The sequence below is a fragment of the Sporosarcina aquimarina genome (assembly GCF_023715615.1).
Taxonomy (GTDB): Bacteria; Bacillota; Bacilli; order Bacillales_A; family Planococcaceae; genus Sporosarcina; species Sporosarcina aquimarina_A.
The window spans coordinates 611,925-635,435 of the sequence record NZ_JAMBOM010000001.1; the positions used below are offsets into that span (position 1 = coordinate 611,925).

Here is a 23,511-nt window from a genome sequence, read left to right on the forward strand (position 1 = left end):
TTGAGGTGCATAAAATGATGTCAAGAGTTGAAGAGTTTAAAATTAAAGATGGAGGTACATTTCCAGGGAAAGTCTATTCTAAAGTTTTACTGAAACCCGTGTTTGACGATCAAAAAGCGTATTTATTTGAAGCGATGATGGCTGTGCACAAAGCCCATACAACTATGCTTTCAGAACAACAGATAATCAAAGTTGAGGAAGCAGAGAAGATTTTAAATGCTATTGGAGAGATAGAATTACTAGAAAATGAAGAATTAAGTTATTCTGCAGCATATGAAGATCTATTCTTCCTTGTAGAATCTAAAATCGGTCATATAGTTGGTGACGATTTAGCAGGGAAAATGCACATTGGTAAAAGTCGTAATGACATGGGAGAAGCCATGTATCGAATTGTGTTACGGGAACACTTACAAAATACGATTGACTTAGCAAGAAACTTAGCATCCACACTATTGAGTCAAGCTGAGTATCATGTTGAAACCATTATGCCAGCCCATACGCATACACAGCCTGCCCAACCTACAACATTTGGGCATTATCTCGTTGCGATCTATGATGGACTCTACCGGGATATTGAACGTTTGGAACGAGCAAGGACGGTAGTCAATCAATCTCCGATGGGGGCAGCTGCGATTACGACAACCGGTTTTCAGATTAGTCGTGAGCGAATGGTGGATCTACTCGATTTCGAAGGATTGGTCGAGAACTCGTATGATGCCATTGGTGCTGGCGACTATTTACTGGAAGCTGCACAAAGTTTAATCAGTTTGATGACCAACATCGGGCGGTGGGTGCAAGAATTCCTAAGGATGGCATCCAAAGAAGTAGGGGTACTACGTGTTTCAGATGCCTACGTGCAAATCAGTAGTATCATGCCGCAGAAACGTAATCCGGTGTCGCTGGAACACTCTCGCTCTCTTGCTTCGAGTGCTGTAGCTGAGGGGCTTGCTGTACTCCACATGATTCACAACACTCCTTTTGGTGATATCAATGATACTGAAGATGATTTACAGCCACATTTATATAAGGGATTCGAGAAAGCGGATCGAGTGTTGAAGCTGTTGAATGCTGTTATGATTACGATTGAATTTGATAAGGAACGGGCTCATCAGCAAGCAAGAGAGAATATGATAACGATTACTGAACTTGCAGATGTGTTAGCGAGAGACTATGACATTTCGTTTCGCCAAGCGCACGGTAAAGCTGCTATGGTTGCTAAAAGTGCGATTACATTACAGAAAGAGTTATATGAACTACCTGTGGAACTGGTCAATGAGTGGTTAAAAGACGTTTCTCTATCCAGAGCAGATTGGCAGGCAATTATAGATCCTGTCGTTTTCGTTGAACGCCGACATATCACTGGAGGTCCGAACCCTAATACTGTACGGGAAATGATTGCCAAGCGGAAGAGTTAATAGGTTCTAGGAGAAGACGAACTACTAGTAGTTAATATAGGTTTTTGAAGGAAAGGAAGACACATTCTCGACAGAGGAGTAGGAAACCGCGCGAGTGCTTGCGTGGTTTTTTTTATGCTCTCATAAGAAATTAGGCATTACGGGAATCATGAATTTATAAAAGTGGTCGAAAAGTAGTGATTAATTCTTAATAAACAGATATAATTGAACTAGTTATAATTATTCAGACGATTGGTAAAGTTCGTCGTTTCTGAAAAAAGAGATAAAATTGGGGTGGAATGGGTGAAACGAACAATTGCTGGGAAGTTACGAAACGGGTTTGGCTTATTACTTGCGTTGCTAGTTGTAATTGGGGTAGCTAGCATTCTGTTACTTTTAAAATTGAATAGTGATTATAGGAATATGCTCGATAATGAAGTGCATAAAGTGGATATTGTAGACGAGTTCGTACTGAAACAAGAACAAATGCAAAGTAAAATTAGGGGATATTTGCTCTATCAGGATAAAACGTTACTGGACGAAAGACAAGAAAACTACGAACGTTCTGAGCAACTTATCCAAGAGTTAGGCAAGATGATGAAGGGCGCTAAAATGAAAAAAGAATATGAAGCGCTTGTTGACTCGAACGAAAAGTCGATGACTCTTCAAAATAATATCGTCGATAACTTGGAACAAGGGAAAGATGATATCGCAAAATGGATGTCAGAAGCATCTAAGGATGTTGGAAATGTTGTCATGACCCGTGCGGATACGATTAAAGATAACCAATACAAAGAACTTGAAAAGAAGCGAAAAGAAGTCAATCAGATGATGACGCAACTAACAATCATCATTGCGGCAATCATAATCATCGCTGTAGTGGTAGGTATCCTGATTTCTCAACGCATCAGCCGCTCAATCACGAAACCCGTTGGCATCGTAACGGAAGGGCTACACCATATTGCGGATGGGAATTTCTCCATCGATCCACTTGTCGTGCGTAGCAAAGACGAAATCGGAGAAATGGCGGTCGCATTTAACAAAATGGGAGCAGATGTAGCAAACATGATTCGCAAAATTAACGTCTCTGCTGAACAGTTGGCCATGCAATCCGAGGAGTTATCTGCAAGTTCTGAAGAAAGTTTGGCATCGTCGGAGTTAATCGCTAGTACTGCAGAAAAACAACTAGAAGGCAGTGAGCGTCAACAGCGGATAACAGACCAATCCACACAATCGATGAATGAGTTGTCTGTAGGGGTGGGAGAAATCTCAGAAAGCAATGAGGACATGTTACGGTCTGCAGAAGCAGTAACACAACTTGTTGGTAAAGGCTCAGCATCTATGGATGAGGTCGTCGAAGAGATGAAAACCATTCGGAAAACGATTCGAGAAACTGCAACAATCATGAAAGAGATGGCAGATCATTCTTCTGAAATTGAAAAAGTAACGGCTATCATTACAGGAATCGCGGAGCAAACCAACTTGTTGGCCCTTAACGCAGCGATCGAAGCAGCTCGTGCAGGGGATGCAGGTAAAGGGTTCGCGGTTGTTGCCGATGAAGTCCGAAAACTTGCAGAGCAATCCAAGAAGTCTGCAACAGAGATTGGAACTATGGTCAGTGACATCCAAGTATATTCGAAGAAAGCTAGGAAATCGATTGAAACCGGAAGTGAAAAAGTTGAAAATGGTATGAAAGCAACAGCAGAGTCCAACGCGGTATTCAAAGACATCCAACAAGCAGTTGGGGATGTATCCGCAAAGGTTGAAACGGTTTCTGCCGCAATTGAAGAAATCCAAGCGATGGCAGATGAAGTGACAGATGGCGCTCGAGAAGTTCAACGGTTAAGCGGACAAGCGGCTGCCTCAGCGACGGAGACAAGCTCAGCAACGGAAGAACAACTTGCAGTAAGCCAAGAGATTAGTGCGAGCGCACAAAGCCTTACGCGTCTTGCAGACGAGCTTCAGCAAGAGGTGAGTAGATTTCAAGTGTAGCAGTGAACATAAAAAGCGCACTCCCCACATATAAGGGGAGTGCGCTTTTACTATGCAATGAAAACTGAACCAAGTAAATAATTTCTGGAAATAAGTTTAATAAAACAAAAACGTGGAATTCTCTATAGTAAGAGAGTTCCACATTCGTTAATGTTATTTAAGGTTGTCCAAGAAGCGTTGCATGTCTTGAATTTTAACTTTATCGTCAACCCCAAAGTTTCCATTTGTGTAACCAGCCGTTACATTATTTGAATAGAGAGCACCAACATATTTTAATGCCCAGTAATCAGAAGGGACGTCTTTAAACGGAACTTCAGTTGAAGTAGAAAGGTCGAATGCATCCGTAAGTACTTTCGCCATTTGTGAACGAGTCAACGGATCATTTGGATTAAATCTACCACTGTTACTTCCGCTAAAGATACCTGCTTCAGCAGCAGCCATAATTTCGTTATAGTAAGGTGTTTTTGAGTTAACGTCAGAGAAACTCATGTTACTACCAGTTCTGTGAAGACCTAGTGTTTTAACAACGATGTTCGCCACTTGTCCACGTGTTGCATAAGTTACAGTTGGTGTTGGTTTTGAAGCAACAGATGTTTCACCAAATGTAGCAGGACGTTTTGCGCCTACATAACGGCTCTTCCAGTAGTAGGGATCGTTAAGAGATGAAATGGTAACACCCTTGCTAGTTGACGCGTGAATGAATTTGCTAGAACCAATATAGATTCCAACGTGTGAGACACCGCGCCCGCTTGTGTTGAAGAATACAAGATCGCCAGTAGTCAAATTGCTTTTTGAAACTGCTTTACCTTGTTTGTATTGTTGTCCTGTTGTTCGTGGAAGTGAAGATCCACTCTTTTTGTATACGAGTTGAGTATATGCCGAGCAATCGATTCCAGATGTAAGGCTTGTACCACCATAACGATAAGGTGTACCTATGTAATTCTTAGCTGTATTTACCAAGTTAGTTGCAGATAGTGTAGCAGCGGAAGCCATAGACGGTACGGACGTTGAAATTACTAAACTAGCGATTCCTAGTGCCAAAAGACGTTTCAGTTTCATAAGTTTCTCAGTTTCCCCTTTCGCACCGTATCAAGGACAGTGTCTTTATCTGTGAATATCTTAGCATAGGCTAAACCTCATTTCGGTTACAGTTATATTACAATGATGTTACAAATGGTCGCTTCATGTATAAAAGACTGATTTAACGCGGTTTATCGGATAATAAATCCGATGGAAGCGTTTTTATTTTTGTGTGAAAATGCTATGGAAGGTGAAAAAAACACGAAATTCCTGTATCTTTGTAACCAAACGTATTGAAATGCCGGAACTATAATGTGGATTCTGGCAGAACGGAGCTGACATGAAAAAAATTGTAGTATTTAGCAATATGTATCCATCTGCAGAACACCCTACGTATGGAATTTTTGTTAGAAACCAAGTTGAATTACTTAAAAAGTCTGGTGTCATGTTAGATGTAAAAGCAATTGATAACCCTAAAGGCGGTAAAGTACAAGCCCTTTTAAAATACGGGAAATGGTTTGCGAACTCGTTTCTTTATCTAATGGGGAATCGTGGGAAACTCTCATTAACTCACGCTCACTATGCGTTTCCGACAGGACTCCTTTCATTAATAGGAAAACGATTGTTTAAACTACCTTACGTTGTGACGGTTCATGGCGGGGATATCGATAAAATGGCGAAAAAGAGTGCGAGAATTGCTGGGCTGACTCAAACCATTCTACAGGAAGCATCTCATGTCATTACAGTTGGGGAACGTCTGAAGCAAGAAGTTGTTACAAACTATGGCGTGTCTGAAACAAATGTAACAGTGATGAGTATGGGAGTTGACCGAACAGTATTTCATCCATTAGCAAGAGATGCGGTCCGTAATGAACTTAACTTACTGGAGAGTAAGCGTGTGATCTTATTCATCGGCAATTTAATCCGTGAAAAAGGGGTTCTTGAATTAGTACAGGCATTCGAGGCTATTCAAAGTTCTTTACCAGAAGTTTCGCTACATCTACTAGGCTCTTCGAAGTCAGCTACCTTTGTAGAAGAGGTTAAACAGTACATTACGACTCACCAAATTGAAGGAGTACACTTTGAAGGCACGAAACCCCAGAGTGAACTTGCCAAATGGCTAGCAGCAGCAGATGTGCTAGCGCTACCTTCCTATCACGAAGGATTTGGACTCGTTGCGCTTGAGTCAATGGCGGCAGGTACGCCTGTAGTTGCATCTGACGTTGGGGGATTGTCGTATTTGTTAGCGGAAGGTGCTGGGATTTTGGTGCCAGCGCGTGATGTGGAAAGTCTTGCAGAAGGATTGCTTCAGGCGCTTACTTCAGATGAAGCAAGTAATAGTGCGCGGCAAGAAGAAATCGTTCACGAACATTCCTATGAGAAGATATTGGAGAAATTGTTGAAGATATATGGGGAAACCGAACGTACGCGATAAAGGGGGATAAAGGAATGGCAGTCACAGAACAAATAAGAGATTGGTTCGAATACTTCCATGCGAATCCGGAAGTTAGTTGGAAAGAACAAGAGACGACAAAGGAAATTGCACGCATTTTAAATGAGATGGAAGTTCCTTATAAGACGTTTGAAGAGGTCACTGGCGCTGTTGCAGAAATCGGAGAAGGCGATTCTGTCATAGCGGTACGCGCAGATATCGATGCCCTTTGGCAAGAAGTAGAGGGTACATATCAAGCAAATCATTCTTGTGGACACGATGGTCACATGGCTATGGTGCTTGGGGCACTCACTCATTTAAAGGAAGAAGACCTTGGTTGCAGAATTCGCTTTATCTTCCAACCCGCTGAAGAAAAAGGGAATGGCTCCAATGCAATGATTGACCGTGGAGCTATAGATGGTGTGAGTTATCTGTTTGGTATTCATCTGCGGCCACAAGAGGAGCTACCGTTAGGCAAAGCATCAGCTGCGATTCATCATGGTGCAGCTTATTTCGTAGAAGGGCAGATTAGTGGCGTGGACGCACATGGGGCTCGTCCACATCAAGGCGTCAATGCTATCGATCCATTACTTGCAATCGGTCAATTTTTGAAGACGGTGCAGTTTTCACCATATGAGGCATATTCCGTGAAATTGACATACCTTCAAGCAGGTGGAGACAGTCTGAATATCATCCCAGGATCAGCGAAGTTTGGATTAGACATCCGCGCACAGTCTAATGATGTGTTACAACAATTACAAAAACGTGTCGATAAAGGATTACAACAGATTGCTGAACTTTACACGACTAAAATTGAAGCGGAATGGACAGACTATACGCCGGCAGCAGAAGTATCAGATGAAGCTGCAGAAATCGCACGTGAAGGAATCCTTGCCGTACTTGGTGAAAAAGGGCTTGCACCAGACGTTGTTACATCCGGAAGCGATGATTTCCACTTCTATACGATTCGCAACCCAGAGTTGAAAGCGACGATGATTGGATTGGGGGCTGATTTAGGACCAGGATTGCATCATCCAGCAATGACATTCAATAGGGATGCGCTTGTAACGGGCGCTAAAATTCTAGCTGAGACGCTGAAACGTGCAAGTTTTTGCGTGTGAGGTGTTGTCGGAAAGACGTGGATTTTAATGAGAAATAAGTGATTGAGAGTTATCATTTATTTGAAAAATTTAAATATCATGTGTGGAGTGTCGCAGGTTGCAATGTGCCAAATATAGGAGTACTATTTAGATGTTAAAACTTATGAATCATATAAAAAGGAGCGGTTTAAATGGGTAGAATGCAAGATAAAGTAGCATTTATTACAGGTGGAGCTTCAGGTATGGGCGAAATGATGGTTAAATTATTCACAGCTGAGGGCGCTAAAGTCATCGCTGCAGACATTAACACAGATGCGCTTCAAGCTAAATGGGACGGCGTTGAAAACGTTGACTACGTAAAGCTTAACGTAACGGATGCTGACAACTGGGCAGAGGCTGTAAAAACGGCTGCTGACAAGTTCGGTAAACTTGATATCCTTATCAACTGTGCAGGTATCTCTACTGAAAAAGGCATGGACGATATTACAATTGCTGACTGGCAACGTCTACACGACATCAACGGATTCGGTACATTCGCTGGTATGCGTGCAGTAGTTCCTTACATGAAGGAAGCTGGACAAGGTTCAATCGTTAACATTTCTTCTTACACAGCATTAGTTGGTATGGGTTACAACCCATATGCAGCTTCTAAAGGTTCAGTTCGTGCGATCTCTCGTGCAGCTGCAGCTGAGTTCGGTAAAGATGGAATTCGTGTAAACGCAGTATTCCCAGGCGTTATCCAAACTCCAATGGTAGCAAACCTTGAGTCTTCTAAAGCAGCTCTTGAAGGCCTTATCAGAATGACACCACTTGCTCGTCTTGGACAACCTGAAGACGTAGGTAACGCGGTAATGTTCTTAGCTTCTGATGAAGCTTCTTACATCTCTGGCGCAGAACTCGTAATCGACGGTGGATTCTCAGCACGCTAATTGGTAAATGAACTAAAAAAGACGTCTTCTCATTATTGAGGAGGCGTCTTTTGCTTTGTAAAAAGGTTATATACAGTGTTGATTATTGCAAAGATATGCATCTAACGCTCTGCTCAGTCAAGGGTCTTCGATCTTCGCTTATCCTCCAGGAGTCGCAGCCTTTCGCTCCAATCAAAAGTGTAACGTTAAATAAATTCAACATTTATACGTTGTATCATAAATAATTAAGAAGAGATTAGAAACGGTACTGTGTCAAAATATTTTCCAGTTTGAGCGCAAGCCCCAGGCTACCTTTTACTTTAAGTTTCCCCATCATGAACGCAGTCGTTGTGTTCAATTTTCCAGCAAGCAGTTTGTAGAAATCCTCGACCTTCATCGTCAACGTACAATCTGCCTCGGCGGTCTCTTTTGAAGTGACGCTTGCTTTATTATTTGCAAATAGTAATACATAATTTCCCTCTTCATCCCCAGACAAATTAAAACCGTAACTTACATCCAACCCTTGGATAGGAGCGGAATGATCGTTCAGTTGCCGCTCAATTTCTTTCCATGTTTGTTGAAGATCTTTTTCATGTTCGATTACCAAGTTTTCCAACCTCCTAAAAATGAATAGTGGCTCATTATCAGTATAGCAAACTACCCGGGTAAAATGCGCAGAGTTTACTGAAAACTTTAAAGGTGAATGTCCTAATTTGTCGAATTATAGGTTAGAGTAATAGTAGCTATAACTCGAACAGTCATGTAAGCACAGGTGATACCGCTAGTAAATCCTTTTGAGGTGGTGCTTGAGCATGAAAAGGTCTAAGGAAGAACTTACAGAATTCATATCGAGAATGCAGGAACAGCAACAGCAATTATTTAAGCAAGCGAAGCAATTGGAGCTTACTCCCCAATCCATGAAAACTGTTTTGTACGAGCTTTGCGAAAATATTGCAATGATTATGAGGGCTGATCGGGTGAGTATTTGGTTGTTTAATGACGATCAAACTGCCCTAACTGAGCATTTGACTTATGCTGCTGATTCAATTGCTATTCCTATCGTTCGTGAACTCAATTTCTATAATGCCAAGTTATACTTTGAAGCAATTACTAGTCAACGGGTCAATTCGGTGGATGACATCACTACAAACGAAGCCTTTCAATCCCTACCGAGTAATTATCTCGTTGACACTCCGATTACTTCTTTACTCGATGCATCCATCATTATGAGCCGAGGAATCGGAGGGCTTCTTTGCTGTGAAACAGTAAAAAGACGCAACTGGACGAAATTGGACGAAGTATTCATTGCAGCTTTTGCAGATATGTTGTCTTTTGTATTCGATCGGCTAAATCGATTAGAAATGGAAAATCGAGTTCACGAATTAGCCTATACGGATTTATTAACAGGCATCGACAATGAAAATGCGTTCATCGAAAAAGTGAATGATAAGATACATAAGACAGGAAAAGAGCTTTTCGGAGCGTTCCTTTACATGAAAATTGATCAATTCACTTCGATTCAAAGTGTACTTGGCCAAGAAGGAACAAAGGAATCTTTGAAAAAAATAGCAATTAGACTACGATCACTTTTCCCAGAGGGTTCAATCTTTGCGCGAATCGCTTTTGATCATTTCATCATATTTACTGAACACAGTAGTGATCATGAAAAAGATGAAAATACCATGGAGCAAATTCTTTCGGAGTTACGTAATCCAATAATGATTAGTGACCAGAAGCTATTCTTGACGTTTAGTTACGGGGTGTCTCTCTATCCGCAACATGTAACCGATGCGTATGAAGGAATTCAGGCCGCTAAAATCGCACTCGATTCCTCTCAGAAAATGGGGAATCGAAAGACTCGCGCGGTCTATGAACCCCTTATGTATGAACAGTGGGAAGAGGAAATGCATTCGGAGATGAATTTAGGAAAAGGGTTGGACATGAACGAGTTTTGTCTGTTTTACCAACCTCAAGTTGAAAGTGTGACTCACAAAGTGACGGGAGTCGAAGCGCTCATTCGATGGCAACACCCTGAGAAGGGTCTGTTGTCACCTGCTGCGTTCATTGAAATCGCTGAAACGACTGGCCACATCACGCAAATTGGAGAATGGGTAGTGAGTCAGGCGTGTCAGCAGTTAAAAAGTTGGGAGCAGAAGGGCTTAGGGGCATTGACGATTTCCGTCAACATTTCACCTAGACACTTCCTACACTATCAATTTCCAAAATTTCTTTACAGTTGTATACAGGAATATAACATCGACCCTGCAAAACTGATTATAGAAATCACCGAGAATGTTGCCATTGAATATTCCAAGATAGTAGAACTGCAAATACAAAAAGTCCAGAACTTGGGTTTTCCTATTTCCATTGACGATTTTGGAACGGGGTATTCGGCATTCCTTTACTTACAACGCTTTTCAATACAGGAAGTCAAGATTGATCGACAGTTTGTTACAGATATCGAAAATGATCCGAAAAGTCGTGCAATTGTCCGTGCGATTTTAACGCTTGCGAAGAGCCTTCACATGCACACAGTAGCGGAAGGAGTAGAAACTATTGGCCAGATGAAAAAATTAGAGGAGCTAGGCTGTTTCGAAATTCAAGGGTATTATTTCAGTAAACCGGTGCCTATCGAGGAATTGAATAGTTGGCTGCTTGCGTCACCAAGATTTCCATTCCTATACTTACCCATACCCCCAGCTTAAAATAAAAGATCCGGATTGTAAGCAAAGTCGCTTACAATCCGGATCTTTTTTACATTCTTCCAATTGGCCATTTGAATGGGACGGATCCAGGAGGAGAGTGCTTGATAATATCGATCATAGGGATCGTGTACGCAAACGCGATAAGTGCAATCGTAATGCCAACCCACAAATACCAGTTTTCAAGAATTTTAGGTGTGGCTTGAGCATCTTCATCCTCAGCGGCAATCGGGAATTCTTCTACGCCACGAGGTGCGAAGAATGTCAACTTAATGAAGATATAGATCATAAGCAAGATACCGATGAATAAAATTGTTCCACCGACAGCCTGAGCAAGCTGATAGCCTATCCAAGTATCAACCTGTTCACCACCTGCGTATTGTGAGTACGCAGAACGTCGTGGACCGCCAAGGAGTCCTTGAATATGCATCGCTGTCGACATAATCGTCATTCCTACTGTCCAGATAATCGTTTGGATGATTCCAAGTTTGTTTATTTGCTTCGTTAAACGACGTCCTGTTAAGTGAGGGACGAGCCAATACGCAATCCCGAAATATGTCAAAAGAACGGTTGTCGCAACTGTCAAGTGGAAATGACCTGTTACCCAAATTGTATTGTGGACAAGTGCGTTCATCTGGTGAGACGCGTTGATGATACCTCCAATTCCCCCTGGGATGAAAGCGACCATTCCGACAAATGGTGCGAAGAATCGTACGTCGCCCCATGGTAATTTTTTGAACCAACCGAAGAGACTGCTGAACCCTTTTTTGCGCCCTGTAATTTCAAACGTCGCAAAAATCGAGAATGCGGTCATCAGTGAAGGAACAACCACCATCATTGTAAGTACTACTTGGATGAATTTCCAAGTCGGATCAATACCTGGCTCTGTCAACTGGTGGTGGAACCCGACTGGAATCGAGAACAACAACAGCAAGATGAATGCTAGACGGGCAAGTGAATCACTGAATAGTTTTCCGCCGATGATTTTCGGGATGATTGCATACCATGCCATATATGCTGGAAGCAACCAGAAATACACAAGCGGGTGACCGAAGTACCAGAACAATGTACGGCTGACGAGCACGTTAATGGTTTCTGTATACCCGAGTGACCAAGGAATGAACTGAATAACTACTGAAACCGCGACACCGAGGGATGCAATGACCCACATAAGCATGTTAATGATTACCATGAATGCAAGTAACGGTGACTTTTCACCTTTGTGAGCTTTCTTCCATACATACAGCTGACGGAAGTTTGTAAATGCGGAAATCCAGCTTCCCACGATTACGAGTGCAAGACCAATGTAAAATGCGGGATGTGCAGCAAGTGGTGCATAGAATGTATACAATACGTTAGCTTGGCCAACTAGGATTGTAACCGCGGCCATGACTGTACCGACGAGCATCATCCAGAATGAAATCCAACCGACGTTCCGTTGTTTATCCGAAATTCCGACCGTTTTCCCCATGAGTGCAAACTGGAATCCGATGATGAAGAATGTTGTCAATACAAGTCCAAGAATCACACCGTGAACCGTTAGTATCGTATAGTAGTTAATGTTGAAGGGAAGTGTGAACTTTCCAGACCGGACAAATGTCTGAAGGAGACCCATGAGTCCACCGACGAGCAATGAAACAAACGTGACATACATGAATGACATGTAGAGTCGTGCATCTTTTTTAGGGAATAAGCGAAGGTTATTTTCTGTTCCGTCCATATTAATACACCTCTACCTTTCCGAACATCTGGTGGTGACCGATGCCGCAATATTCGTTACAGACAATTGTGAACTCGCCTTTATTTTTCATAACCGCTTCATAACGGCTAATATGACCAGGTTCAACCATCATATTGACATTCGTTCCAGCTACTTGGAACCCGTGAACTACGTCTTTTGATGTAATTGTAAAGAGAACGGTGGATCCTTGTGGAACACGAATGGTTTTGACTGGTTTTTCATCTTTGTCCACACCGAAATCATAGTTAAATGCGGATGCGACAATGTTGACTTTATATTTACCGTCTGCGACTTCTGTCAGGCCCAAGTTTTCAGGTTTAAACGAATCGTGTGCTTCCACGTTATTTTGATCAATTGTTTCCAAGTGACTCTGTGGATGAGTCCCTTTCCAAAACGCTGCAAATCCTATAACTAAAAGAAAAATAATTAATGATGCCATGCCAAACGTGAGCCAAACCTTCTCATACTTATGCAGGTGCATAATCTCTGCCTCCTTCTTCTTGTCTCGTTATCTTGAAATGAAAAGCCAATATGCGCCAAACCATGCACCAACCATTAGAAAACCGAGAATCATAACCATGATGAACGTTCCTTTTAAATTGGATGATACCTCTGGTGTAGGAACTTTGTTGCTAACGTGCTTTTTTGTCATTTCACTCACCGCCTTTAATGGGTGTTTGTTTACTCTATAAGAACTACTTTTATCATATTGAATCTGAGAAATTAAAATACTAGGGAATTCCCTAATACTTTCGTAGTGAATAGGAAGTTCACACTTTGTTCATAGACTCACCACATTTTTGACAAATGAATGGGGAAAAAGAAAGTACATGTGTAGGGCAGATAGATTAGGGAATGGCTTGAGTATAGTGTGTTTGTTGACCAAGGTGTCACAACGCTTTACAATAAATGAAGTAAACTTTTATAAGAAAGTTGGTTGATGGTCATGGAAAACATTCAAACAATTGTGGTGGATAGTAAAGAGCAAGGCGCAGAAAAGATATGCGAATTAGTCCAAAAGGAATTAGAAGCAGGACATTTACATGTGCTAGGACTGGCGACAGGAAGTACGATGGAGCCGGTATATGAAAAAATGACGGAATCGGACCTTGACTTCACGAATGTGATCGCATTTAACCTTGACGAATATATTGGGATTCCAGCAACGCACAAAAATAGTTATGCGTATTACATGAACGAATTGTTATTTTCAAAGAAGCCATTTAAAGAAACTCATATTGAAAACGGGATGGCTGAAGATCTAGACGCCGAATGCGTGCGCTACGAAACACTATTGAAGGAAAATCCTCTTGATATCCAGTTCCTCGGAATTGGTGAGAATGGTCATATCGCATTCAACGAACCCGGTACATCTCCAGAATCCGTGACGCATGTTGTCGAACTTACGGAATCGACAATTGCAGTGAACAGCCAGTACTTTACGGAAGATGAAACAATGCCAGTGACAGCTCTAACAATGGGGATTTCTTCAATCATGCAAGCCAAAAAGCTTATCGTGGCGGCATTCGGCGAGAAAAAACGTCCTGCTCTTGAAAAACTCTTCGAAGGAGTTGTGACAACGGAGTGGCCAGTGACTTATTTGTTGGATCACCCTGATGTGATTGTGATTACAGATTTGAAATTATAATAGAAGATGTTTGAGGGAAGGCTGTCCACTCGGGCAGTCTTTTTTTGGGGGAGAGAGTAGGTTCTCAATCAGAACTTGGTAGTTGTCGGACAAATAAAGGATTTCTTCATCACATATTGGAATTTCTCCGACACAGCGTACAGTTCTCGTTAACAGGAGACAATTCAACGAGATGAATAGGAGGGGAGTAGATTTATTGAACACAAAAAACCCGCACAAACGAAATTGTACGGGGAATCGATTCTTTATGCATTTTGCTGAGGAACACGGATTGTCCAGCGAGAGAAATCTGGCTCGTCTTTTGAAACCATCTCTGTTGGATACACAAATGTCCAAGGCTTAGTTGTATTCGCATTCACGGGAAGTGAACCTATGTCGAACGAACCGCTTGCCACGACCTCACCTGTTGCATCGATTAGTTCTAGTGGTAATTTCTCAATATTAATTTGTTTCGAGTGGCCATTACGGATGAATACAGACGCTGCAATGCTTCCGTCCTCTTGTTTCCCGACTTGGAATCCAGCTATGTTCACTTCACGTGGTTTCAACTTCGGCAAGTTGCCGACAACCTCTTCAAGTGCTGCTTTTTGCTCAGCTGGAAGGCTTGTTTCCCAAGATTCTTCAAGTTCTAACTTGTGAGGAACCATGGACTGTACGTTGAATGCAAGTTTCCAGTTCTCTTTAGGAGGCTCTTCAACGAATAGGTTGTCTTTTGTAAAGACGAATACCCAAGGGCGTGCGCTACGTGGAGCAATTTCGCCAAGCTCGCTCAAGTCAAATTGTTGAGAACCAAGTGTTTTGCCTTCTTCATCCATAAGCATCAATTCAACTTCACCAATCGTAATTGTCTGGTCTAGAGATGAACGGAAAAATGCTTTGACCAAAAATTCACCAGTTGCTGGTTCGATGTCAATATCGATACCAGACAAAGAAATTTGGTTTGGCTTAAGAGTTTCGAGTTCGTTCGCAAGGAAACGGAAAACGTATTCCTGTTCTTGCGGCAAATTCCATGAAGGGTGTAGGGATAGCGCTGTTTCGATATCCTCATCACTAGCTGGGCCACCAGTACCAGCCATTAGTTCTTCAGAGCCGATTGTGCTTTCGCTGCCTGTCTTTTCGGTCTTTTTAAACAATGAAAGAAATTTCATGAGTTAACCTCCTGTGAGTGTAGTTCCTGCTGTTCTGTTAAGATCTTCATGAATTGAATGACTTCTAAAGCGATATCTCGGCGTAACTTTTGATAATGTTTCCCAAAAAGTTCCAATCCTTCGCGCTGATAAATTCGCATCGGATCTTCCTGTCCATATGAGCGAAGTCCAATTCCTTCCTTTAACCTTGTCATTACTTCAAGGTGCTTGACCCACATTGTGTCGATATGACTTAGCATCACTTGTGGAATAAGTTGGTTTACTTCCTCATTATCCTCAAAGGATTGGATGTAATCAACCAATTCATCAAGTGGATTTTGATAGAACTTGATAACTTGCGTTGGTTTTTCGAATGTATGTGGAAGTTCAACTGACGTACGAAGCAAGGAGTTCATCGTCCGCTCAATTTGCTCGAAATCCCATTGATCGGGAGTTTCGCCTTCAGGACAACTGTCGAATACAACGAACTCGGTCGTCTCTTTCAGCATCGTTTGTAAAAGTCCATTCACATCGTTACCTTCTAATACATTATCGCGTAGCCCGTATAATACGTTACGTTGGTCGTTTATCACATCATCCAATTTCAAATTGTACTCACGCATCGAGTAATGAGCACCTTCAACAATACGTTGTGTACGCTCTGTCAGCTCATTGACGTCTTTGTTGAGTACTTGGCCGTTATCATCGGTTTCGATTTTCTTTTCGAACTTCTCGATATCCTCTTTTGCAAATCGCTTAAACATATCATCTTCAAGGGATAGGAAGAATTGTGATTCCCCTTTGTCGCCTTGACGACCTGAGCGTCCTCGCAACTGGTTATCGACGCGTCGGCTTTCGTGTTTTTCAGTACCGAGCACAAACAACCCGCCTAAATCTTCTACTCCATCGCCAAGTACAATATCGGTTCCTCGCCCTGCCATATTCGTCGCAACTGTTATGTGTCCTTTTTGACCAGCATTGGAGATTAAATCGACTTCTTGCTCGACACTTTTTGCGTTTAACAAATTATAATCGAGTTTGTGTTCATCTAAATACTCGACAACTTTTTCTGATTGCAGTATAGAAGTTGTCCCGACAAGTACAGGCTGTCCAACTTTGTGGCGATCGGCGACTTCTTTTGCCATTGCTTTGTATTTTTGGTCGATCGTTTTAAAGACAACGTCTTCTTGATCCACACGTTGACGAGGTCGGTTTGTCGGAATTTGGATCACTTGCATGTTGTAGACTTCCCTGAATTCTCGTTCCTGCGTTTTCGCAGTACCCGTCATCCCACAAAGTCTTGGGTACATGCGGAAATAGTTTTGAATCGTAATTTGGGCTTGTGCTTTGTTTTCGTCGGTGATAGGAAGACCTTCTTTTGCTTCGATCGCCTGGTGAAGACCATCAGACAATGTCCGTCCTTCCATGATCCTTCCGGTAAACATATCGACCAATTCGACCTTTTGGTCCCGTACGATATAGTCAACATCGCGTTTGAAAATAACATAGGCACGTACCGCTTGAATCATATAATGATAGAGTGTCTGATGCTCAAGGTCATATAAGTTATCCACACCAAACGCCTTTTCCACCTTCTCAATACCTGTTTCAGTTAACGATGTGGACTTAGTTTCATCATCAAAGTCGAAGTCAACACCTTGTTCAAATCGTTTCGCTAGACGAGCTGCAATCATATGCAGATCTGCGTCTGCTTGCATCTTACCAGCAACAATCAATGGAGTTTTCGCTTCGTCAATCAGCACACTGTCAACCTCGTCAATAATCGCGTAATGGTATGGTCGTTGTACTTTTTGGCTGATGTGCTGCGCCATGTTGTCTCGCAAGTAGTCAAAACCGAATTCAGTACCAACTCCGTATGTAATATCCGCATCATACGCTTCTTTCTTTTCAAGACCTTGCATCATCGGTACATTCAGTCCGACAGTAAGACCGAGAAATCGATGAATTTGTCCCATTTGTTCGAAGTCACGACGGGCTAGATAGTCATTTACTGTAATGATGTGAACGCCTTTACCTTCGAGAGCACGTACATAAGAAGGGAGGGATGCGACAAGTGTTTTTCCTTCTCCGGTAGGCATTTCTGCAATATTACCTTCAGTTAACACCATGCCACCAATTAGCTGAACGTCGAAATGACGCATGTGTAGAACACGCTTTGAGGCTTCACGTACAACTGCGAACGCTTCAGGGATAATGGATTGGACAGTTTCGCCATTTGCAAGGCGTTCTTTGAATCCAAGTGTTTTTTCAGCAAGTTGCTCATCTGACAATTCAGTAAAACTCGCTTCTAATTTATTTATACGATCAACAATTTTTCGATATTTCTTAAGCTGTCGATCACTGGTTTGGTTTGATCGTTTAAAAATGGATAGCATATAGTTAACGCTCCTTTATATAGTCCATTCAACGGACACGACTCTATTTTATCAAACAAGAGCGGAAAAAACTAGAAGTGCGTGAAAGAACGTTTTGAATAACAGGCTTAATCCTTGCCAAGAGAGGGTATTGGTAACTAATCGTTTTGCTATCTCATAGAAAAATTGTTTCGCAGAGTGCTTTCTTTCTGTGAGCATGTTATAATACGGTAGGCTTTAACTAAAATTGAGTTCTACAGGGAGGAAGGACATGTTATTCCTTGCAATGGCAGCCTCATTTGTCGGCGCCATCATACTAACTCCACTTGTCATAAAATTCGCGTTCCGAATTGGGGCGGTTGATAGACCGAATTACCGCAAAGTCCATGCTGCGGTTATGCCGCGTATTGGCGGCCTTGCGATATTTGGAGCTTTTTTAATCGGTTATGCCATACTTTTGCCTAAAGATGAGCATGCAGCAGGAATTTTAATAGGAGCTGTAATTATCATTGCAATAGGGTTCTTCGATGATATGTTGGAAATTACAGCGAAAGCAAAAGCATTAGGACAGCTAGTTGCAGCAATTGTGGTAATGACTGTTGGAGACTTACAAATTGATTTTATTAACTTACCTTTTCTCGGACAAATTGACTTCGGATACTTGAGCATCCCCATTACGATTCTCTGGATTGTCGGAGTGACGAATGCCATTAACTTGATTGATGGGCTTGATGGACTTGCTGCAGGTGTTTCGACAATTGCGCTTATCTCCATCTCCGTCATGGCGCTCATCATGGGGAATACATTCGTACTTGTTACCGCAGCGATCCTTGCGGCAAGTTCGCTTGGTTTTCTACTGTTCAACTTCCACCCAGCAAAAATCTTCATGGGGGACACAGGGTCATTGTTCTTAGGATTTATGATTTCTGTACTGGCACTACTAGGATTTAAAAACGTCGCCGTCGTGTCACTTGTTATTCCTATTATTATGCTTGGTGTTCCAATTTCCGATACATTCTTCGCGATTGTTCGACGTATTCGGATGAAACAATCGATTACCGCGCCGGATAAATCTCACTTGCATCATTGCTTGTTGCGTGCTGGGTTCTCACATCGACAAACCGTTCTCGTCATTTACGGTATCGCCATTCTTTTCGGAATCGCGGCAGTATTATTCTCACAAGCGACTGTATGGGGAGCGATTTTGTTACTTTTCGTCATCTTACTCGCTATCGAATTATTTGTGGAAATCATCGGCCTGGCCGGTACAAATTACCGTCCTATATTGAACCTAGTTCGTATGATAGGAAAATAATTTTAAAGGCTGTCCCAGGTATTTAACCCGGGACAGCCTTTTTGATATTGAAATCAAGTTAAAACGCGAAAGGAATGGTTTCCTTTCGCGTTTGCTAGATCATTAATTAGAGTTTTCATCCTCTGATGGCGAGATAACGACACGGTTCGTACTTTCTTTACTGTTTGTGGAAGAGTCATCATCTACATTAGGTGCTAGAGAAGAAATCAATCCCAAGTGTGATTGTAGAATCAATTGTGTCTTTTGAAGGTCTTTGTCGTTCAACTTCCAATAGTATACACCTGTCGTCCAATCATCATCACCCTCAAGTGACAGCGTATCAACGGATGGCATTCCGCCTTTTGCATACTCTAAGAACGACAACATCTCTTTATACTGCATATCCGTCTTAATGTTATCTCCGAGTGCATCAATCACATCACCAAATTTCGTAATAGCGGTAGGAGATTTCGCTTGGTCCATCATCGCCTGAATAATCATTTGCTGTCGTTTACCTCGCTCGATGTCGCTGTCCAGTTTACGTGTTCGAGCAAGTGCAAGTGCATGACGACCATCTAGTACTTGAAGACCTGGCATTAAGTGGATTGTCCCTGCATCTGTTTCATCTTTTTCAATTCGTTCATAAGGAACTTCGACCTCGACTCCACCAAGTGCATCCACTACATCGATGAACGCGTTAAAGTTGGCTTTCAAATAGTAGTCGATCGGGATGTCCAACATTTCTTCTACAGTTTCAATCGTTGCCTTTGTTCCACCATAAGCATTCGCATGTGTAATTTTATCTTTATAATCCACTTCTGGAATGTAAACGTAAGAATCACGAGGGATACTTAGCAGTTTTACCGTTTTTTGTTTCGGATTCAACGTAGCTACGAGCAATGCATCCGCTCGGCTGTTGCTGTCCCCCTGTTGTCGATCATCACTGTCATCCACACCGATCAATAACACCGAGACATTGTCTTTCGCGGGTTTGATTTTGTCATCTTTTACAGTTGTTCGGCCAGTACGGTCTTGGATTGGCTCATAGGCTCTATCTGCAGCGAGTTCAGCCTTCTTATGAAGAGTGACTCCGTAGGCTGCAACTGTTAAAAAAGCCGCAATCGTCATCACAAGTCCTATCTTCAAAACAAGTCGCGTTTTTGAAGATTTTCTTTTGGCTTTTTTATATTCTTTTCGTTTCATGTTTTATTTAGCCTCCATTAATCAATCCTAAATGTCGAACTCCATCGCCGTGCTAGTAGATGCTGTCAAATGATGGCGACGGCAATATCTGTCGAATAGGTATATTACCTAAGAAAATTGCAATTATCAACAGTATACTATCTTTACGAAATCGCGTACACCTTTTTAGACAGAAAACTCCAAGAACTTATGTTCACCTTCACTAATCTGACCTTGCCCGTTCGTTAAATCTGCAACCCAAGTATGGAATAGGTCTACGTCTGAGATGGGCACTAATATAAATAACGCTACCTGTTCACCGTACTCAATATGCTCAAGTGGCCACTCGGATTGTCGAACTTCATTTTCCACCTTTCCAAGCGCCGTGTAGTCGACTGTAATGCATATAGTACTATGAAGGACACGCTCTACTGTACCGGATGCTGCAACTCCTTCTGAAGTTGAACGTCCATATGCACGTATGAGGCCGCCACCACCGAGTTTGATACCGCCAAAATAACGAGTGACAACAACTGTTGTATCTTTTAAACCTTGCTTTTTTAGTACTTCCAGCATTGGGACACCTGCTGTACCTGAAGGCTCTCCGTCATCATTCGCTTTTTGAATTTGATCGTGTTCACCTATTAAATAAGCGGAACAATTATGGTTAGCAGAAGGGTGTGCTCGTTTTATTTCCTGGATGAATTCAAGAGCTTCTTGTTCAGTTTCTGTTCTTTTTACGGAAGTGATGAATCGAGATTTATTGATGACGATTTCCGATTCACTTTGTTGTTTTACGGTCTTATAGTCCATTCTCATTGCAAGACCTCCTCAATCTGTAATACAATTTTAATATGTAATGGGCATTAAGATGCTATACTAAATAAAGTGTATAGTGAATCCAATGTAATCGCAACAGCCTATGGATTCTACAATGAGATTTTAGCATTGGTGGGAGTGTGAACAATGGATAAGGCGGCAATTGATATTCAAAAGCTAGAAGGTATCTTCGATAGCATGGTGAATGTAATGGATCAGTCCAAAAACGACATCTTTATGATCAGTGAGCAAAGCCGTCGAAGTTTTGAATCCATGCAACGCGAGCTCATTCTTGCTAAGGAAGATATTTCCCGGGTAATAACCGAGGGTGATTACCTTGAAGAAATGACACGTCACTCACGCAGAAGGCTTGCTGATGTCTCGAAGAACTTTGTGAATTATTCGGAACAAGAAGTGAGGAAGGCTTATGAGGTTGCAAATGACCTTCTTGTTAGGCTGTCCGTAAACAGAATGGAAGAAAAGCAATTACGTATTCAACGGGATGACCTGGATCGTCGCCTAGCGGAACTGTTGGAGACGATTGAACGGGCGGATCAGCTCGTCAACCAAGTATCCACAGTTGTCACTTACTTAACTTCAGATTTGAAGGACGTGGGTGAAGCACTAGAAACAGCCAGGCATAAGCAGGACTTTGCGATTCGGATCATTCAAGCACAAGAGGAAGAACGTAAACGGGTTTCAAGAGAGATTCACGATGGACCTGCTCAAATGATGGCCAGCGTGCTCATTCGTTCTGGACTCATCGAGAAAGTATATGAGCAAAAAGGTCCTAAGCAAGCACTTGAGGAATTTAAGGATTTAAAAGAAATGGTACGAAGTTCATTATATGAAGTACGGCGAATCATTTATGATCTTCGCCCTATGGCGATTGATGATCTCGGCGTGGTGCCAACATTGAAAAAGTACTTATCCACGCTTATGGAATATGAACCTGATGTTCGTATTCACTTTCAGAGTATTGGAGAAGACCGCCGTTTCGAGTCGAGTTTTGAAATTGCGGTGTTCCGCTTAGTTCAAGAATCCGTAACTAATGCCATTAAGCACGGGAATAGTCGTGATATATGGGTGAAAGTTGAATGGTTACGTGAGACGATGAATGCAATTGTAAAAGATAATGGAGCAGGATTCGATCAAAACGAAGTGAAAGAAAAATCATTCGGGATTATTGGGATGAAGGAACGCATTGACTTGTTGAAAGGCGATTTTAAAATCACCTCAGAAGTTGGTAAAGGGACAAGCGTGTTCTTTAAAATTCCGATTAATTCTGATAGTATAGGCAAATAGAGGCTTTGGAGGGAACGAACATGACAAAAATCTTAATAGTAGATGATCATCAATTATTCCGCGAAGGAGTCAAACGTATTTTGGCGTTTGAAGATACGTTCGAAATTGTAGCAGAAGGAGATGACGGTAGCGAAGTATTTACTTTGTACGAAGAGCATAATCCGGATGTAGTTCTTATGGATATTAATATGCCACGAATGAACGGGATTGAAGCAACTGAACAACTCATGACCAAATATCCCGATGCGAAAGTCATCGTATTGTCCATTCATGACGATGAATCATACGTTTCTCAGGCGCTTAAAACGGGCGCACTTGGATACATGTTGAAAGAAATGGATGCAGATGCAATTGTTCAGGCTATTAAAGTTGTAGCAGCTGGCGGATCTTATTTACATCCAAAAGTAACGCATAATTTAGTAACAGAATATCGCAGATTGAGCGAACGAGAACATAAAGGCTCATTCCATCAGCACGAAATACGCCGACCTTTGCATCTGTTAACGAAGAGGGAATGTGAAGTACTGCAATTGTTGACGGATGGCCAAAGCAACCGGGCAATTGGAGAGACTTTGTTCATCTCAGAAAAGACTGTAAAAAACCACGTCTCAAGTATTTTACAAAAAATGAACGTGAACGACCGTACACAAGCAGTTGTCACAGCAATTAAAAACGGTTGGGTTGAAGTGAAGTAATGCAGTATTTATAAAAGGACCTCCAATCGGATGGTCCTTTTGTTATGAAAGGAGAAGGCATATGAAGAAAATTACAGGACTCGTCGGAATGGTAACACTAGCACTTATGCTAAGCGCTTGCAGTGGGGATGATGATAGTGCTCAAAAGAATTCAGGTTCGATCGACGATGGTGAACAGACGAACGAAAACGGTTCGATTGACCATGGAGTTAAAGAAAGTGGTGAAAAAGAAGGGAAGAAAGATGAAACGGGCGAAGATGGCATTGATGTAGGCTTCAGTCTGGAAGGGGGCAGTATTGAAGAAGCGGCCAACGTTCCTGCAGAGCAAAAAATAGCCATTGTAGAATCTTTTAGTCGATATATCGATACATTGAATGTAGGGGACGTGGATGCGTACCTTGAAACGCTTTCTGCAGATGGCTATAATGTTGAAGAAGAGCGGGCTGCGACTAAAGAATTGCTTGCTACCCATGTACTGACGCGCACTCCAGAAGACATTACAATCGTTAAGTATTCCGATACAGAAGCACAAGTATTCACGTCGATGGAAACCGCAGTAAAAGATAAAGAAAGCGGCGAACAAGATGTAAACATAGGACGCCAAGTAACAGTAATGACAAACGAGGATGGCAACTGGAAAGTAAAATCAGTTCACTACATTGGTGATCAGGAACCAAAAGAATAAAATTCTATTTCAAGCAGTGGATTAGATGGCAATTTGCCTTCTAATTCACTGTTTTTTGGTTGCATTTTTTCTTAGTATGTCATAAAATAATA

20 protein-coding genes are annotated in these 23,511 nt (G+C 41.9%); 11 read left to right on the forward strand and 9 right to left on the reverse strand.

Annotated features, from left to right (window positions below):
• Positions 1-17 precede the first annotated feature (17 nt).
• Complete coding sequence (argH, locus tag M3197_RS02675; RefSeq protein WP_251658461.1) at positions 18-1,415, forward strand: argininosuccinate lyase; 1,398 nt, start codon at positions 18-20, stop codon at positions 1,413-1,415.
• A gap of 282 nt (positions 1,416-1,697) precedes the next feature.
• Positions 1,698-3,386 (forward strand): methyl-accepting chemotaxis protein, encoded by a 1,689-nt coding sequence (locus M3197_RS02680; protein WP_251658462.1) that lies wholly within the window; start codon positions 1,698-1,700, stop codon positions 3,384-3,386.
• Between the two features lie 153 nt (positions 3,387-3,539).
• Here M3197_RS02680 and M3197_RS02685 read toward each other — a convergent pair whose 3' ends face one another.
• Complete coding sequence (locus M3197_RS02685; RefSeq protein ID WP_251658463.1) at positions 3,540-4,445, reverse strand: C40 family peptidase; 906 nt, start codon at positions 4,443-4,445, stop codon at positions 3,540-3,542.
• 301 nt (positions 4,446-4,746) lie between these two features.
• Here M3197_RS02685 and M3197_RS02690 point away from each other — a divergent pair, with 301 nt between their 5' ends.
• The 3 genes from M3197_RS02690 to M3197_RS02700 all read left to right on the forward strand — a co-directional run bounded on the left by M3197_RS02690 (position 4,747) and on the right by M3197_RS02700 (position 7,867).
• Positions 4,747-5,841, forward strand: a complete 1,095-nt coding sequence (locus M3197_RS02690) for a glycosyltransferase (RefSeq protein ID WP_251658464.1) — start codon at positions 4,747-4,749, stop codon at positions 5,839-5,841.
• Between the two features lie 14 nt (positions 5,842-5,855).
• A complete protein-coding gene (locus M3197_RS02695) occupies positions 5,856-6,959 on the forward strand; it encodes an amidohydrolase (RefSeq protein ID WP_251658465.1) in 1,104 nt (367 codons plus the stop codon).
• 170 nt (positions 6,960-7,129) lie between these two features.
• Positions 7,130-7,867 carry an SDR family NAD(P)-dependent oxidoreductase gene (locus tag M3197_RS02700; RefSeq protein ID WP_251658466.1) on the forward strand — a complete coding sequence of 246 codons (738 nt, stop codon included), beginning with the start codon at positions 7,130-7,132 and terminating at the stop codon, positions 7,865-7,867.
• A gap of 235 nt (positions 7,868-8,102) precedes the next feature.
• Here M3197_RS02700 and M3197_RS02705 read toward each other — a convergent pair whose 3' ends face one another.
• On the reverse strand, positions 8,103-8,453 hold the full coding sequence (locus M3197_RS02705) for an SCP2 sterol-binding domain-containing protein (protein WP_251658467.1): 351 nt from the start codon (positions 8,451-8,453) through the stop codon (positions 8,103-8,105).
• Positions 8,454-8,658: 205 nt separating this feature from the next.
• On the opposite strand from M3197_RS02705, the gene M3197_RS02710 reads away from it, so the two are divergent.
• Positions 8,659-10,551 (forward strand): putative bifunctional diguanylate cyclase/phosphodiesterase, encoded by a 1,893-nt coding sequence (locus tag M3197_RS02710; RefSeq protein ID WP_251658468.1) that lies wholly within the window; start codon positions 8,659-8,661, stop codon positions 10,549-10,551.
• A 49-nt stretch (positions 10,552-10,600) separates the two neighbouring features.
• Here M3197_RS02710 and M3197_RS02715 read toward each other — a convergent pair whose 3' ends face one another.
• From M3197_RS02715 to M3197_RS02725, 3 genes are read right to left on the reverse strand one after another with little or no spacing between them, the layout of a single operon-like run.
• Positions 10,601-12,268 carry a b(o/a)3-type cytochrome-c oxidase subunit 1 gene (locus M3197_RS02715; protein WP_251658469.1) on the reverse strand — a complete coding sequence of 556 codons (1,668 nt, stop codon included), beginning with the start codon at positions 12,266-12,268 and terminating at the stop codon, positions 10,601-10,603.
• Between the two features lies 1 nt (position 12,269).
• The gene (locus tag M3197_RS02720; RefSeq protein ID WP_251658470.1) at positions 12,270-12,770 is read right to left on the reverse strand and encodes a cytochrome c oxidase subunit II; all 501 of its coding nucleotides are present in this window, start codon (positions 12,768-12,770) and stop codon (positions 12,270-12,272) included.
• 27 nt (positions 12,771-12,797) lie between these two features.
• Positions 12,798-12,941 carry a cytochrome c oxidase subunit 2A gene (locus M3197_RS02725; protein WP_251658471.1) on the reverse strand — a complete coding sequence of 48 codons (144 nt, stop codon included), beginning with the start codon at positions 12,939-12,941 and terminating at the stop codon, positions 12,798-12,800.
• A gap of 303 nt (positions 12,942-13,244) precedes the next feature.
• On the opposite strand from M3197_RS02725, the gene M3197_RS02730 reads away from it, so the two are divergent.
• On the forward strand, positions 13,245-13,937 hold the full coding sequence (locus M3197_RS02730) for a glucosamine-6-phosphate deaminase (protein WP_251660060.1): 693 nt from the start codon (positions 13,245-13,247) through the stop codon (positions 13,935-13,937).
• Between the two features lie 245 nt (positions 13,938-14,182).
• Here the strand turns inward: M3197_RS02730 and M3197_RS02735 are convergent, their stop codons facing one another.
• Positions 14,183-15,085, reverse strand: a complete 903-nt coding sequence (locus M3197_RS02735; RefSeq protein ID WP_251658472.1) for an accessory Sec system S-layer assembly protein — start codon at positions 15,083-15,085, stop codon at positions 14,183-14,185.
• The gene (secA2, locus tag M3197_RS02740) at positions 15,082-17,460 is read right to left on the reverse strand and encodes an accessory Sec system translocase SecA2 (protein WP_251658473.1); all 2,379 of its coding nucleotides are present in this window, start codon (positions 17,458-17,460) and stop codon (positions 15,082-15,084) included. The genes M3197_RS02735 and secA2 overlap by 4 nt, the downstream gene beginning before the upstream one ends.
• A gap of 250 nt (positions 17,461-17,710) precedes the next feature.
• Between secA2 and M3197_RS02745 the strand changes: the two genes are divergently transcribed.
• On the forward strand, positions 17,711-18,754 hold the full coding sequence (locus M3197_RS02745; protein ID WP_251658474.1) for a glycosyltransferase family 4 protein: 1,044 nt from the start codon (positions 17,711-17,713) through the stop codon (positions 18,752-18,754).
• A gap of 102 nt (positions 18,755-18,856) precedes the next feature.
• Here M3197_RS02745 and M3197_RS02750 read toward each other — a convergent pair whose 3' ends face one another.
• Entirely contained in the window at positions 18,857-19,936 is a 1,080-nt protein-coding gene (locus M3197_RS02750; RefSeq protein WP_251658475.1) for an LCP family protein, read from the reverse strand.
• Positions 19,937-20,101: 165 nt separating this feature from the next.
• Positions 20,102-20,734, reverse strand: coding sequence for a YigZ family protein (locus M3197_RS02755; RefSeq protein WP_251658476.1), 633 nt, complete (start codon positions 20,732-20,734; stop codon positions 20,102-20,104).
• Between the two features lie 147 nt (positions 20,735-20,881).
• Between M3197_RS02755 and M3197_RS02760 the strand changes: the two genes are divergently transcribed.
• The 3 genes from M3197_RS02760 (at position 20,882) to M3197_RS02770 (ending at position 23,419) form a co-directional block, all read left to right on the forward strand.
• Positions 20,882-22,039, forward strand: coding sequence for a sensor histidine kinase (locus M3197_RS02760; protein WP_251658478.1), 1,158 nt, complete (start codon positions 20,882-20,884; stop codon positions 22,037-22,039).
• Between the two features lie 20 nt (positions 22,040-22,059).
• The gene (locus tag M3197_RS02765) at positions 22,060-22,734 is read left to right on the forward strand and encodes a response regulator (protein ID WP_025785977.1); all 675 of its coding nucleotides are present in this window, start codon (positions 22,060-22,062) and stop codon (positions 22,732-22,734) included.
• A gap of 61 nt (positions 22,735-22,795) precedes the next feature.
• Positions 22,796-23,419, forward strand: coding sequence for a Cif family virulence factor (locus M3197_RS02770; protein WP_251658480.1), 624 nt, complete (start codon positions 22,796-22,798; stop codon positions 23,417-23,419).
• Positions 23,420-23,511 lie beyond the last annotated feature (92 nt).